At 45.0% G+C, this 13,729-nt stretch carries 16 protein-coding genes; 9 read left to right on the top strand and 7 right to left on the bottom strand.

Going from position 1 to position 13,729, the window contains the following annotated elements:
* Positions 1 to 152: 152 nt before the first annotated feature.
* From ACN0QW_RS12555 to ACN0QW_RS12545, 3 genes are all read left to right on the top strand, one after another.
* Entirely contained in the window at positions 153 to 833 is a 681-nt protein-coding gene (locus ACN0QW_RS12555; RefSeq protein WP_417431972.1) for a helix-turn-helix transcriptional regulator, read from the top strand.
* A gap of 124 nt (positions 834 to 957) precedes the next feature.
* Entirely contained in the window at positions 958 to 1,377 is a 420-nt protein-coding gene (locus tag ACN0QW_RS12550; RefSeq protein ID WP_417431971.1) for a VOC family protein, read from the top strand.
* A gap of 227 nt (positions 1,378 to 1,604) precedes the next feature.
* Positions 1,605 to 2,237: a LysE family translocator gene (locus ACN0QW_RS12545; protein ID WP_299379147.1), complete on the top strand. Its 633-nt coding sequence runs from the start codon at positions 1,605 to 1,607 to the stop codon at positions 2,235 to 2,237.
* Between the two features lie 113 nt (positions 2,238 to 2,350).
* On the opposite strand, the gene ACN0QW_RS12540 is transcribed toward ACN0QW_RS12545, so the two are convergent.
* Together ACN0QW_RS12540 and ACN0QW_RS12535 are read right to left on the bottom strand one after the other, a co-directional pair.
* On the bottom strand, positions 2,351 to 2,779 hold the full coding sequence (locus ACN0QW_RS12540; RefSeq protein WP_417431970.1) for a hypothetical protein: 429 nt from the start codon (positions 2,777 to 2,779) through the stop codon (positions 2,351 to 2,353).
* A gap of 250 nt (positions 2,780 to 3,029) precedes the next feature.
* The gene (locus tag ACN0QW_RS12535) at positions 3,030 to 3,566 is read right to left on the bottom strand and encodes a carboxymuconolactone decarboxylase family protein (protein ID WP_417431969.1); all 537 of its coding nucleotides are present in this window, start codon (positions 3,564 to 3,566) and stop codon (positions 3,030 to 3,032) included.
* A gap of 257 nt (positions 3,567 to 3,823) precedes the next feature.
* On the opposite strand from ACN0QW_RS12535, the gene ACN0QW_RS12530 reads away from it, so the two are divergent.
* On the top strand, positions 3,824 to 4,480 hold the full coding sequence (locus ACN0QW_RS12530; protein ID WP_417431968.1) for a helix-turn-helix domain-containing protein: 657 nt from the start codon (positions 3,824 to 3,826) through the stop codon (positions 4,478 to 4,480).
* A gap of 93 nt (positions 4,481 to 4,573) precedes the next feature.
* Here the strand turns inward: ACN0QW_RS12530 and ACN0QW_RS12525 are convergent, their stop codons facing one another.
* Complete coding sequence (locus tag ACN0QW_RS12525) at positions 4,574 to 5,218, bottom strand: substrate-binding periplasmic protein (RefSeq protein ID WP_417431967.1); 645 nt, start codon at positions 5,216 to 5,218, stop codon at positions 4,574 to 4,576.
* A 328-nt stretch (positions 5,219 to 5,546) separates the two neighbouring features.
* On the opposite strand from ACN0QW_RS12525, the gene ACN0QW_RS12520 reads away from it, so the two are divergent.
* Positions 5,547 to 6,332 carry a substrate-binding periplasmic protein gene (locus ACN0QW_RS12520; RefSeq protein WP_299375918.1) on the top strand — a complete coding sequence of 262 codons (786 nt, stop codon included), beginning with the start codon at positions 5,547 to 5,549 and terminating at the stop codon, positions 6,330 to 6,332.
* 81 nt (positions 6,333 to 6,413) lie between these two features.
* Here ACN0QW_RS12520 and ACN0QW_RS12515 read toward each other — a convergent pair whose 3' ends face one another.
* On the bottom strand, positions 6,414 to 6,797 hold the full coding sequence (locus ACN0QW_RS12515; protein WP_417431966.1) for a VOC family protein: 384 nt from the start codon (positions 6,795 to 6,797) through the stop codon (positions 6,414 to 6,416).
* A gap of 95 nt (positions 6,798 to 6,892) precedes the next feature.
* On the bottom strand, positions 6,893 to 7,492 hold the full coding sequence (locus tag ACN0QW_RS12510) for a TetR/AcrR family transcriptional regulator (protein ID WP_417431965.1): 600 nt from the start codon (positions 7,490 to 7,492) through the stop codon (positions 6,893 to 6,895).
* 240 nt (positions 7,493 to 7,732) lie between these two features.
* On the opposite strand from ACN0QW_RS12510, the gene ACN0QW_RS12505 reads away from it, so the two are divergent.
* Entirely contained in the window at positions 7,733 to 8,473 is a 741-nt protein-coding gene (locus tag ACN0QW_RS12505) for an SDR family oxidoreductase (RefSeq protein WP_417431964.1), read from the top strand.
* A 152-nt stretch (positions 8,474 to 8,625) separates the two neighbouring features.
* Here ACN0QW_RS12505 and ACN0QW_RS12500 read toward each other — a convergent pair whose 3' ends face one another.
* The gene (locus ACN0QW_RS12500; RefSeq protein WP_417431963.1) at positions 8,626 to 9,369 is read right to left on the bottom strand and encodes a 5'-methylthioadenosine/adenosylhomocysteine nucleosidase; all 744 of its coding nucleotides are present in this window, start codon (positions 9,367 to 9,369) and stop codon (positions 8,626 to 8,628) included.
* A 405-nt stretch (positions 9,370 to 9,774) separates the two neighbouring features.
* On the opposite strand from ACN0QW_RS12500, the gene ACN0QW_RS12495 reads away from it, so the two are divergent.
* Positions 9,775 to 10,596: an isocitrate lyase/PEP mutase family protein gene (locus ACN0QW_RS12495; protein WP_417431962.1), complete on the top strand. Its 822-nt coding sequence runs from the start codon at positions 9,775 to 9,777 to the stop codon at positions 10,594 to 10,596.
* Between the two features lie 3 nt (positions 10,597 to 10,599).
* On the opposite strand, the gene ACN0QW_RS12490 is transcribed toward ACN0QW_RS12495, so the two are convergent.
* The gene (locus ACN0QW_RS12490; RefSeq protein ID WP_417431961.1) at positions 10,600 to 11,553 is read right to left on the bottom strand and encodes a DMT family transporter; all 954 of its coding nucleotides are present in this window, start codon (positions 11,551 to 11,553) and stop codon (positions 10,600 to 10,602) included.
* An 85-nt stretch (positions 11,554 to 11,638) separates the two neighbouring features.
* On the opposite strand from ACN0QW_RS12490, the gene ACN0QW_RS12485 reads away from it, so the two are divergent.
* A complete protein-coding gene (locus ACN0QW_RS12485; RefSeq protein WP_299378181.1) occupies positions 11,639 to 12,325 on the top strand; it encodes an ArsR/SmtB family transcription factor in 687 nt (228 codons plus the stop codon).
* Positions 12,322 to 13,626 (top strand): flavin monoamine oxidase family protein, encoded by a 1,305-nt coding sequence (locus tag ACN0QW_RS12480; RefSeq protein ID WP_417431960.1) that lies wholly within the window; start codon positions 12,322 to 12,324, stop codon positions 13,624 to 13,626. The genes ACN0QW_RS12485 and ACN0QW_RS12480 overlap by 4 nt, the downstream gene beginning before the upstream one ends.
* Positions 13,627 to 13,729 lie beyond the last annotated feature (103 nt).

The following is a 13,729-nucleotide window of genomic DNA, read 5'->3' as shown; positions in this document are numbered from 1 at the left end:
AATTTTATATCCGTGGCTGAATTGCCTGTGTTTCTTGCAGCCATATGCGAACAGAAGTTTGAGCACAGAAGTTGGCATATGGGCTTACAATCCGACTTATACTGGATACTCCTGACAATTTATGTCAGGGTGGTTTGGCTACGTTGGAAAAAATGATGCGTGTTCAAAGACTCTTCTCCATTCTCGATCGCTTGCGGGCAAGGCGACAGCCTGTCTCGGCTGAAAGTCTTGCCGAAGAACTGGGTGTTTCGTTGAGGACAATCTATCGTGACATGGTGACTTTACAATCCATGGGGGCACCAGTGCGCGGTGAAGGAGGCATCGGGTATCAGATAGAAAAGGGATATTTTCTGCCGCCCCTGCATTTTGATGCGGATGAACTGGATGCGATCATTATTGGAATGCGGCTGGTTGCAGCACGCGGGGACAAGCCGCTGGCAGATGCGGCAACACGGGCATCCGCGAAAATATCGGCAGTGCTGCCCGAAGATATGGAAGACAGCTATTACGATGCGCCATTGCTGGCCTATTCCGTGCAGCCAAAGTCCGAAGAAGAAACCATTGATTTTCTTAGCCCCGTAAGGACAGCCGTTCGCGACAGAGCTTTGTTGGATATCAAGTATCTGGATTTAAAAGATCAATCGAGTGAACGGGTTATTCGCCCGCTTGGTCTAACAGCCTTTGACAAGGTATGGTTATTAACCGCGTGGTGTGAAAAAAGCGATGATTTCAGATCCTTCCGTATCGACCGTTTGCAAAGTGTCGGGCGAACAGGGGAGAACTTCCGCAGAGAAGCAGGCAAGGAATTCCGTGATTACCTCAAACAGTTATGATTTATTTAATGGGCATTTCATGGCTCTCGGCTTAGTGATTATCTCTCTGTTTCCAAAAGGGATATTTGTGGATAGCATGCTAAACAATTCAAATGTTGTATGACGATAAGCGAAAGAAAATGGGATGAAATATTTACACACCATGGTCCGGGTCACTGACCTTGATGCTTCTATGGATTTTTATTGCAACAAACTGGGCCTAGTCGAAACCCGGCGTTTTGATAATCCCGAAGGGCGTTTTACCATTGTCATGCTAGCGGCACCGGGGCAACCAGAAGCAGAGCTGGAGCTGACTTACAATTACGACCCAGAAGAGCTGTCAGGTGCCCGGAATTTTGGTCATCTAGCCTATGCCGTCGATAATATCTATGATTTTTGCCAGAAACTCATGGATCAAGGGGTGACAATCAACCGTCCGCCACGGGATGGACGTATGGCCTTTATCAAATCACCTGACGGAATTTCTATTGAGCTTTTGCATGTCGATGGATCTCTACCTGCTCAAGAGCCTTGGGCATCTATGGAAAATATTGGCAGTTGGTAAGTCTTGGCTCGTCAGACAAAGGGTAGTGACCTTATTCTTGATATCTAAACTTTCTACCTGAAAGCCCCGGTATGGGCTTTTTCTTTCGGCGCAGATATTTGTCTCTCGAGATTCCATGTTGATCGCGATGATATGAAGCGTGGTGTTTTTGTTTATGAGGTACTTGACTTCCTTTCTTTTTGGGTTCTTTGCTTAGGTATGAAAATCTGACAAGAAAGTGTGAAGGTATGTTTGATATCGCGATAAACCTAAACCTGTGGTTGGCTTTTGTTTTGGCTACAGCAGTATTGGCAATTATTCCGGGACCTATTGTGACGCTGGTTATTGCGAACAGTCTTAATCAAGGAACACGTGCGGGTGTCGCCAATGTCATGGGCACCGTTTTAGGGAATGTGGTGCTTTTCCTTATCGGCGGTTTGGGGATGGCGTGGGTGCTAAGTGCGTTGTCGAACTGGTTTGATGTTCTGCGGCTTGCGGGGGCGCTTTATCTCATATATCTCGGTATTAAGTCGTGGCGCAGCAAAGGGCAGGGACTGGAAGATCAGGTTGCAACAAAGCGGGGAAAATCGTTATTTTTACAAGGGGTTGTTGTCGCGATCACGAACCCGAAGACAATTATTTTTTATGCTGCCTTTTTCCCTCAGTTTATGGATCCGGCCTTACCGGCACCCGGACAACTTTTTGTTTTGAGCATTACCTTTCTTGTCGTTGCAGCCTTTTTGGATACGACCTACGCTTTTCTGGCGGGCAGTTTACGGCCCTATCTTTTGGGCGCGCGTCGCGCCGCCATTAGAAATAAAATAACAGGTGCCTTGCTTGTTATTACCGGGGTAGCGTTAGCGATGACTAAACGAACATGAGCGTAGGTTTACTAGATTGTTTCTAAACATCATAGGGATGTAAAAGCCTATTACACCAAATATAAATTACAAACTGGCATAATACATTTGTGAATTGATACATCAGGACAAAACTATTGATTGACCACATAGACTCGCTTAGCACCCATGCTGGCTATGATGCTAAGAAATACGCCTAATATAAGTATAATTACACCAAAATATGCCAAAACACTGAATACTGAAATTTGCACAATACTGCCACCAAAACCATAAAGAAAATTTGTTGCTCTAAAGTTTTGGATAATTAAAAAGAGGCCTATGCATATCCCTATAATCATAAGAATAATACCATTTAAAATATCGCCATTTTCTGCAATTGAATTTAAGCGCCATTCATTACCAATCAATAATAAACCAACAGCAATTCCAACTATTATAAATGAAAGCTTTGTGAAAAATTGGTATCCGAATTTCTCAGTACAGTGATTATTAAAAGTTAGAAAAGCCCATAAAACTCCAATGAAAACTGCTAACCCACCAAGTATTTGCAATACAAGCATATTCATCTCTCCGCTAGAATAAATGCGAAACTTCTTTTTATTGAAAAACATATAAATAATTAAATTAAAAGTTGCAAATTCAAATTTGTAAGGTCAGTAGGTTGGGTACGTATTCGGCCTTGCCAAATACACATTTGATAAACCTGTGTTATTTGCAATGTTACTTTGCGGAGATAGCATGTCCGTATATTATATGACGAAAAACCAAAAGGCCCGAGCAAAGATCTGCTCGGGCCTTTTGATTTTAGATTTACGCAAACTGTTTGAATGGCTCGTCTAATGGTGTCTCTGCCAAGTGGTTTGTGTAGTTGCTGATCACTTTTTGAGAAATACCAAGTACAATTTCCAGAAGCTGTTTGTTTTCATAGCCAACGGTTTTGAATGCCTGAACATCTGATGGAGCAAGACGACCACGGTTTTTTACAAGGGCCAGTGTTGTTCTGCGCAGGACCTGAAGCTTTTCCGTCGGCAAGTCTGTTTTGTTTCGCAGGGCATCAATAATGCCGGCATCGACCTTCATCATGTGGGCAATCGCTGTGTGCGCAGGCACGCAATAGTGACATTCGTGCTCAACATTGATGGTCTGCCAGACAACGGTTAGCTCTTCGGCATCAAAGCTTGTCTGCTGAAAAAGAGAATGTAGGGTTTGGTAAGCTTCCAAAGTGGCCGGAGCCTCAGCCATAACCGCAATTAAATTTGGCACCATGCCAAATGCTTCAATTGCATTATCAAGAAGTGGTTGGCTTTGTTCAGAGGCAGTTTCTTTGGTGTGCAGGGTAAAGCTCATCTTTTTTGTCCTTAGAAAATAGTAATATTTGTATTCGATTTTTAAATTAGTACCAATCGGTTTTAAACATATTTAGACCGATTGTTCTATTTTCAATGGGGGGCTTTTAAATAAATCAATGCCTCACACTTTTGTGAACACACACTGCCAAAACTGAATAGCGAACAGAGAAAAAGACGTGGGTAAATAAGGATGTCGTATTTTTTTGAGAACTATCATTTTTAGGGCATACATGGTTTTATACTTTGGATAGAAATATGCCAATTGTGAAGAATGCTATGTGCAGTAATGTGCTGGATATTTGGGAAACAACCGCAGTCAGCAATGACCAGAGCCTTATTATTCCCGACGGCTGTTGTGACCTTATTTTTAAATTTCGAGAGGGGCAGGCACCTGTATGGTTTCTGTCTGATTTATCCGATACCAGTCAAATTGTGCCTGTCTTCAAGGGGGACTATTTTACGGGGTATCGATTACGACCGGGGACAAGGGTTCAAGCCGCGCAGCTTTTGAAATCTGTTAGGGGACATTTGCCGGGTGGCAAGGTCCTTGATTTGATTGATCATTATACAACCCATCACCTTCGGACCGAGGATGCTTTAAAATGCTTGGCTTCTGGCGTTGTAACCGTCAATCATGCTGCGTCTGATCTGGGGGTGTCTCCCAGAACGTTGCAACGCTTTATTGTAAATGAAACCGGAAAGTCCCCGGTTTTCTGGCACAGGTTGGCCCGTGTGCGCAGGGCCGGACGGGATATAATAAACGCAGGATCGCTTGCAGAATTTGCTTTTGATTACGGCTTTTCAGATCAGGCGCATATGACCCGTGAATTCCGGCAGTGGTTTGACCTTAGCCCACGCACCTTTGCCAAGGTATCCCGGCATCAGGAAATTTTTCAAACAGGTTATGGGTGATATTTGTGCCTAATGGGTTGTTCCTGCTGGTACATTTTGGGAGGATGTCATCTTATTGAGGTGGCTAAATTAACCCTTTAAAAATATCAATTGTTATTGATATTTTGCATGAATTTTGTCGTAAGTTCCATCCGCTTTAATTGCAGCCAGCCCCTTGTTGAACTTTGTTAGTAAAAAATTGGATGACGGCCAACCTTGACTAAAGCAGAGATGATATGATGTTTGCTTCACGTCAAAATATTGTATTTGTGACGCGATTATTTTACCCGATGTTATGTATTGGATGAATTCTCGGGTTGTGTAGAAAAAATCAAAATCTCTTTTTAACAAAACATTGAGAGCAGCTGCATCATTTATCACCGCGTGATAGGGAATTCCGGCATTTTTAAGTTGTAGCTTGGTCGTGTACCCGTCAACAACAGTAATTTTTTTGCCGCGGGCATCCTGCAAACTTCGAGGGGCTTTTCCCTCATAGTTTTTTTTTGCAACGAAGCTGTGGGTTGCGCTGCTGATGGGGGGTGAATAGGAAATGAAATGGCCTCTTTTTTTTGCTTTGGCGCAAGATAATGCCGCAGCTATTTTACCTTGTTCAGCCCTCAACATAATTCTGGCCCATGGCATATATTCGACGGCGGCGTTGATGCTAACCCTTTCAAAAGCTTCTACGACGACCTCTGCATCAAAACCCCTTAGTCCGTCTTGCTTTGGGGTTTCAATAGAATAGGGGGGATAGTTCACAGCATAGATTGTGATTGTTTCTTGTTCAGCAAAAACGGCGGTAACAAACAGCCCTTGTAAGAGGGCTACTATAAAAAAGGTTTAAAAAAAACGTGATCTAATCTGCATTATATCCGGGTGACAGATATAAAAACTGTGCACCCTGTTTATCCTTTCCCCTTAAACGATATTTCGCAATGAACTTTATACGGGAAGTATTGATAATTGCTAAATTTGTGCTGGATTTTTGATTCCAATAAAATCAACAAGTTATTAATGAATGTTTAGAACTTGGTAAGGTAAAATTTTGTAACCACAAAAAGCTTTAGGTATTTGAACAGGAGCATTAATGTTTAATCGATTAAGTTTTCGAATATGTATTTTCCTGTTCATGATGAGTGGTGCGATCGGGAAAAGCCAGGCATCTGAAAATTTTGTTTGGTTGGATGATTCCGATTATGAACCCTTTATATACAATGGAGAAGATAATCGTCCAAAAGGTTTGTTTATAGAGGTTATTTCAGAAGTTTTCAATCGGATCGATAAACCGTTGACTATTGAATTGTACCCCTGGAAACGGACGCAATCATTGGTTAAGAGCAAGAAGGGGGACGCAATGTTGACAATAGCAACTCCTGAACGCTTATCGTATCTGTCCGCTAGTGATCCGGTCTTTACATTTACCTGGCGGTTGTTCGCAAATAAAAAAAATCCAAATAAAAATATTTTGTTGAAAGCGCGAACGGCAGCTGATCTTCGGGGCTATAGGATTTTGTCCTATTTGGGAAATGGTTGGGCGGAAGAAAATTTAAAAAATCTGAAAGTGACCTATGCGCCCAAATTTACACAGGCCTTAATTATGTTGGTTCAAAGAGACACATCTTTTGATGGGATGATCGAGCACGACTTTATCTTGAAATATAATATAAATCGCCTGATCAAAGAGGGGAAGCTTAACCAGGAACACAGTGAAATACTCGAAGAGGGCACCTATCCCTTTGACGAAGTTGAATTCAGATTTCTTATTCGAAAAGATTCTTCTTATGCTGACATTTTACCCGCTTTTAATGCGGCGTTGTCCGAGATGCGTGAAGACGGAACGTATCATCGTATCTATAATAAGTACCTGCAATAAGAGATACTTATTATAGATGATAAGAATTGAAATTTTTGTCGCAGATTAAAATATTCTGATTTAAGTCGGTGTTTGTGATTACTACATTATTATTGGCGTACAGATTTCCACCAGAAACCCGTTAAGATCGCTTACGTAGGCTGTTGTTTGCCCCCATGGCATTTCTGTTGGTTCTTGAACGGATACTGCACCAGATTTCAAAGCGCGATCAAATGCTTCTGGGACATTATCCGTGGTGAACGCAACCTCAAAACAGGGATGTTCTTTTTGTGGGGATGACGGGTTCTTACCCAATTCCTTCATGAGGGAAAGAGACGAGAAAGACAGGGTTGTCTGCCCCGTATCAAGTTCGCCGTAATCATTACTTTCGTGAAGCATTTTCTGCTTAAAGCCAAAGGCTTTTTGGTAAAATACCAATGTTGCGGGAACGTCCTGAACATAAAGAATAGTATAGGCGAGTTGCACTTGTTTCTCCTTTGATCTGATGTTTTCAAATAATGAACAAGCAGATTAAGGGCGTGTTTTCTTTCGGTCTTGAATATTTCGGACAGGTTTTCGTTTTAATGATTAGCGGGTAAAGCCGTCAAGGCAACATCAATAAAGTTGCTCAACTCTTTTTCGTTGGTACCTGTTCGTCCCATAACACCCAGAGCAAGGGACTGAGCCGCAAAAAAATCTGCGAGTGCTTGGGCATTCACTTGGGTCGGGATTTCGCCGTTCTTCTGGGCATCAGCAAATCGTTGGGAAAAAACATCCCGGCGTCTTTGATCGTATTCTTTCCCAATTGCTTTTAATGCGGGATGTTGCGAGGCACCTTCGATAAGACTGTTCACAACAAAGCAGCCGCTTGGGCAGCTCTCATCCAGCATTGAATGGGCGACAGTTTCCAAAAAGCGACGGACGACTAGGGGTAAGGGATCGGTCGAGTGTTCCAGATCATCGAGCAGCGGCGTGCCGAGATTATTAAAATATCGAGTTAAAGATTTTTTATAGAGAGTCTCTTTATCACCAAAACAGGCGTAAAGTCCCGGTTTTGCCATACCGGTCGCGCAGACCAAGTCGCTCATCGATGTGCCTTCGAAGCCTTTGTTCCAAAAGACTTTCATCGCTGTGTCGAGCGCTTGTTCCGGATCTGTTTTGCGTGGTCGGCCGCGTCCCATTGTCATCTCGATCAAATATATATACCGAATGGTATTTTATCAGGTAAATTTATTTCTTCAAGTCACAAATAGAGCGAACCAAGACGAATCTCAGAGTCGCCGCAGGCGCGCTATAACGTTGCGATTAAAATTAATACCGCTTGGTATTTTAATTTGACATTTAGTTGTGTGTTCTTATTTTAATACTTATCGGTATTTAATTTGACCTATATAATAGGCATCGTTTTTGAGGAAGAGATAATGAGTAATATTAAGGGTAAAGTTGCGTTTGTAACCGGTGCTAACCGTGGCATTGGCCGTGCTTTTGTCGAAGAATTGATTACTGCCGGGGCTTCCAAGATTTATGCCGCAGCGCGTGACGTAGATAAGTTGTCAGATCTAGTGAAGCAAAGTGAAGGCAAAGTTATTCCGGTTACTTTGGATGTGAACCAACCTGATGCAATCAAGTCCATAGCGAATGATTTTAAAGATATTTCTTTGCTGATTAACAATGCAGGGATTGCTCGTTTTACCAGCTTTATGACCGCACCGTCGCTTGATGATGCGCGGGATGAAATGGAAACAAATTACTTTGCACCTTTGAATATGATCCGTGCCTTTGCACCTGTTTTGAAGGCAAATGGCGGTGGCGCAATTGTTAATATTTCATCCGTTGCAGGGTATCTTAATTTTCCTGCTCTTGGGTCTTATTCAGCTTCGAAAGCGGCTGTTCACTCTCTTACTCAAGGGGTGCGCGCAGAACTGGCGGCACATGGAACCCATGTTGTTGGTGTATATCCCGGACCGATTGATACGGATATGACGGCTGGTTTACCATTGGATAAAACGGCCCCGAGTTCAGTCGTTAAGGCGGTTCTTGAAGCTGTAGAAAACAATATTGAAGATGTTTATCCCGATCCGATGGCTGTTGAATTCCATGCTGGCTTCTTGAGCGATCCAAAGGCGTTGGAAAAACAGGTTGGCGAGATGTTGCCAGAGTAAGTAAATTCTCTTGGGAATTATGCTTTTAAGTTCCTGCTAAAATTTTGGAGTGGTGGACTGCGTAGATCCGTCCATCACTTCATTTCATTCCGACTGATGTATACGCTTTTATCCTGCCTGCGTTTGCCCCTCTGGTTTCGATCTTTTCCGGTTCAGTCCTCGCGGTTTCGACGATCGACTTGGTTCCAGTCCTTCAGAGCACTAGGGATCATCAGGTCCATTAGCTCGAAAGAGTTAAGACAAGCGCGGTGCAGGTTGGCTTCGAAATCTTCGCTGGCACTGTCGGAAGAGGAATCAGATAAAGCCCGGATAACAACAAATGGCAGGCCGTTAAGGCGGCAGGTCTGTCCAAAGGCTGCTCCTTCCATTTCTGTCGCAAGTGCTGCAAATTCACGTTGGAGCCAACGGAGTTTGTCGCGGTCCTGCACAAAGGTATCGCCGGACGCAATCGTGCCGAGCATAAGGTTCGGGGCGTCTTCGACATCTTCAAATGCAGTATCAAAAGCTGTGGTAGCTTTGCCGACAAGATCGGGATCACATTCTATCAGCCTTTCACGCCCGGGGGTTTCGCCGTGTCGGCGTCCAAAAGCCGTCAAATTCATATCGTATTCCACGACATGACTGGCAATGATAATATCACCGGCTTGCATATTGGGAAGCAACCCACCTGCTACGCCACTGAAAACCAGTTTCTCAGGCTTAAAGAGATCAATTATCATTTGGGTACAGATCGTGGCATTGACCTTGCCAATGCCCGATTGTGCTAGGGCTATATCTGTTCCCTTGTAATTTCCCATGGTTACGGTAATCCCGGCATGGATACTTTCGCTTTTATCGTTAAGTTGACCTAGTAAAAGGCGGACCTCTTCGCTCATTGCGCCAATAACGCCTAACATGGTGATCTCCTTATACGGACGGATTGCTGATTCCCCGGAAAATAGGCCAATAAAAAGGCCTATAAACACACACACCAAACTAGGGATGAAGAGAGTCTAAGATATCAACCTAAAGGAATAGTAAAGCAGCGAGTGCTTGAAAGCTTGTAGAACGACAGGGGGTGTACCGTTTTGACCTTTTGTTCAGGAAACTTGAATGGGGGGGATGATAAAAAGGGAGCGGCGATCATAATAAGTCGTTATTTGCTAACAGGGGATGGAAAAAATAATTAGCATAATTCTATCGGATCACTGGTGCGGCGTTAATGGTTTCTTTGACACTTCCTACCTGTATTATCTTTGGACAAGGATAGGTGGTTCGGTGCTATTTACTGTTGTGTTTTAAGTTTCTGAGGGAGATTTGATATGTCACCAACACAAGAAGAAAAATACCTGGCATTTAAAAAGCTTCATGAAAGACCGGGGGCCTTTGTTATTCCCAACCCATGGAACGCGGGGACAGCAAAGATTTTATCTTCTCTGGGGTTTGAAGCGCTTGCAACAACATCTGCCGGGATGGCTTTTGCGACGGGACGCAAAGACGGCCTTGCAGCCCTTAATCTTAAAGAAACACTTGCGAATTGTCGTGAAATTGTTGCTGCGACGGATCTTCCGGTGTCTGCTGATCTGGAAGATGGTTTTGGCGCGGCACCGGAAAACTGTGTGGAAACGATAAAGGGCGGCATAGGGGCCGGGCTCGTGGGTGGTTCTATCGAAGATGCCACGGGCGATCCTGAAAATCCGATTTATGATTTTGATCTGGCTGTTGAGCGTATTCATGCAGCCAGTGAAGCCTGTCGAGGGCAGCCATTTTTGCTTACCGCGCGGAGTGAAAACTTTATCCGTGGACGGCTTGATCTGGATGATACCATCCGACGGTTACAGGCCTTTGAACGTGCGGGGGCAGATGTTCTCTTTGCGCCGGGATTACCCGATCTGGACGCGATTAATACTGTTTGTGAGGCTGTATCAAAACCTGTGAATGTGGTGATGGGGCTTGTCGGGGCGACCTTTAGCGTAGACGAACTTGCAGATGTCGGGGTGAAAAGAATATCGACGGGTGGCTCAATGGCCCGTGCTGCACTGGGCGGCTTTATGCAGGCCGCAACCGAAATAAAAGAGCAGGGTACATTTACCTATGGCGAGAGAGCCTTGTCGAACAAGGTGGCGAATGATTTGATGTCCTAGCCCTTAGGGTAGGGGGGATGGCTGACTTGCTCGTTGGCTGTAAATCACAGCGACCATAATCACAGTGCCCCCGATCATAGCATGAACAGTTGGGGTTTCAAAAAGGATCAACCAGGCGAGTAAGGGGGCAATGGGTGTTTCAAGCGAACTGACCAGTGCGGCTTGACCCGATGGAATTAGCTTGGCGCCTTCGGTCAAGGAAATAGCCGCAATTGCAAAGATTAACCCAAAAACGGCAAGCAAAAGCAGTTCGGAAAAATCAATGTGCTGGGGGGATCCAAAATAAAAGCATACGGGAATTAACAATAACGACGACAAAGCTGTTGGTCCGGCGGATGGCGTATCGGGATAGCGGCGATAAATCACCATAATCAGAGCAAGTGAGCAGGTCATGACAAGGGCAAGCAGGTCACCTTCTAAATTTATTTGTCCTAGCGACCCACTGACCACAATCAGAACCCCGGTAATAGCACCCAAGCACCCCCACGCAACAGGCTTGGTAATTTTCTCTTTGAGCCATATCCAAGCAATCATGGCTGCGAGTAAGGGTGCGGCGGCATAGATCAGGGAAACATTGGCGACAGAAGTTAGCTTGAATGCGGATAGAAAAGCTGCTGTTCCTAGTGCACCGATTATAGCGACCGAAAGCCCGTTTCGGCCCATTCGCAGGAAGCTGCGGGTAAAGCTTTTTTGATAGCCGATCCAAAGAAAGAGAAAAAGAGCTGCGAAAATACCGCGCCACGCTATGATAGACCACGTTTCTGCCTGAATACTTTTGGTGAAAATACCAGCCAGACTGAAAAGGGTAGCGGATAAAACAACAAGAAGAATGCCCCTTTTAATACGAGCGGTATTTTCCTGATCTACTGCGCCGCTGTTGTCTGCTTTTCCGGTGTATTGATTGGAAATGGTCCGAGGTTTTGAAGTCGTTGCTTCTGACGTGTTTTGAGTTGTCATAGGTGGGTGCTTTTCTATGCGATGGTTGTTTAATGTAAACACCATATCACTTGCTTTGTCGATATGTTTTGGATAAAACCGAAATATGGATGTGGAACCTTCTATGGCCTCTATCGGGGCGTTGATCGGATCGCCAGCACGATCGGCAATGTTGGCGCTGCTTTTTGACGGGCGCGCCTTGACAGCGACAGAGTTATCGCAAGCTGCGGGTGTTTCTGCTGCAACGGCAAGTGAACATCTGTCCAAGCTTGTTTCTGGTGGCTTACTGCTTTGTGAAAAACACGGACGCCATCGGTATTATAAACTGGCTGGGGACGAAGTTGCCGAAGCGTTGGAACCGCTGATACATCTGGTTCGTCATAAGCCTGTACCCATCCGGCAAGTATCAGTAGAACAGAAACAGGCCAGATGCGCACGGCTGTGTTATGACCATATAGCGGGTGAATTAGGCGTTTCAATAACGACAGCGTTGGTTGATCTGGGGTATCTGATCGAAGATGACCGCCACTATGATGTGACGAAAAAGGGTGAAAACTTCTTTGATCAACTGGGCATTGATCTAGAGGACTTACGGAAAACACGCCGCCAATTTGCGCCGCAATGTCTGGATTGGAGTGAGCGAAAGCCCCATGTGGCCGGGGCATTGGGGGCTGCGATATCGGAACTGGCTTTTAGGTCGAAGTGGATAGAGCGAACCAAACATCGCAGAATTATCAAGCTAACGGCTTTAGGTCGTCAACAGTTTGAGCATAAGCTTGGGGTGAAACTATGACCGTGACAAACCCTGATGTCATTATTGTCGGGGCCGGAATAGCAGGGGTGACAGCCGCCAGAACGCTGATGCAACACGGGGTGTCGGTGCTCGTTCTTGAAGCACGGGATCGTATCGGGGGCAGGGCTTATACGGAACAGGAAACCTTTGGTGTGCCCTATGATCATGGCTGTACCTGGTTGCACTCTGCTGATGAAAATCCTTTGTCTTCTTTGATCCGGGATCAGACGGGATATGATACCTTTGACTTTGGGGCTAGGGAGCCAATTTATTTTGTGCAGGGGCAAGGCGAGGGCGGCAGAGGCGCGCGCCGAGCAACTGAACAGGAAATTCAGGAGATCGAGAAGGCCGAGGACGCGCTTTATGATGATCTCTGGGCTTATGATGTTGTTACACACGGTGATACTTCTATCCACAATCTGCGTCCGCCAAAGAATAAGTGGGATGAGTTGGCACAACTTCGGAAAGGCCCGTTTGAGGCCGGTGTGCATTCTGATCGCTTGTCGGTGATCGATTATCAAACACAGTATGAAACCGGAACAGAGTGGATGGTTCCGCAAGGCTTTGCCGCAGGAATTTTTAAAGCTCTTGGGTCTGTGCCCGTAAAACTGGGAACTGTTGTCGAGAAAATTGATTGGCAGGGGCAGGAAGTTAAAGTGCGATCCAATCAAGGGACGATGACTTGTCGTGCTGTTGTCGTAACGGTACCGACTGAAATTATTGCCGATGAAACACTGAAATTTTCCCCGGGATTACCACAAGACAAGATGGCTGCTTTTCACGCGTTGCCGATGGCTTTATTGGATAAAATCAGCCTTCAGTTTGATTTGGGCTTTAAAGCACTTATCCCTGATGCGGATACAAATGAAGCCTATATCGAAGCACCGCAAGGCATGGACCAGATCGACAGTTGGCACAGTCATCTTCTGTGCCCCTTTGGGCAGGCCATGAGCACGATGTTTGTTGGTGGACAACTGGCGCGCGATCTCACGGAAAGTAACCAAGAGGCGGTACAGGATTTTGCTGTGTCGTCGCTGGCGTCTGTTTTGGGAAATGATGTCAAAAAGCTTGTTGGCAAAGGACATGCAACAAAATGGTTGGCTGATCCTTTTGCACGCGGGGGATACGCCTATTCAAGTATTGGTAAAAACCATCTAAGGGAAGTCGCACGTCAATCTGTGGCTAATCGTTTATTCTTTGCTGGTGAAGCGTTGCACGGTAAATGGGCAACCATGGCACCGGGGGCCTATCTGACAGGGCAACAGGCTGCACATGAAATTATGGATCATGTGATATTATAAATATTAACACCGATATTATCACCAGGTGATTTGGGGAATGTCGTGGACTTTTTTTGATAGAGAGCTTATGACTAAGAGACTTGTTTTAAGCTATTGAAAGTTC

This window comes from Kiloniella sp., from assembly GCF_048259265.1.
Classification (GTDB): Bacteria; Pseudomonadota; Alphaproteobacteria; order Kiloniellales; family Kiloniellaceae; genus Kiloniella.
Note: the sequence above shows the minus strand (reverse complement) of the source record. Positions and strands in the feature narration are given on the sequence as shown.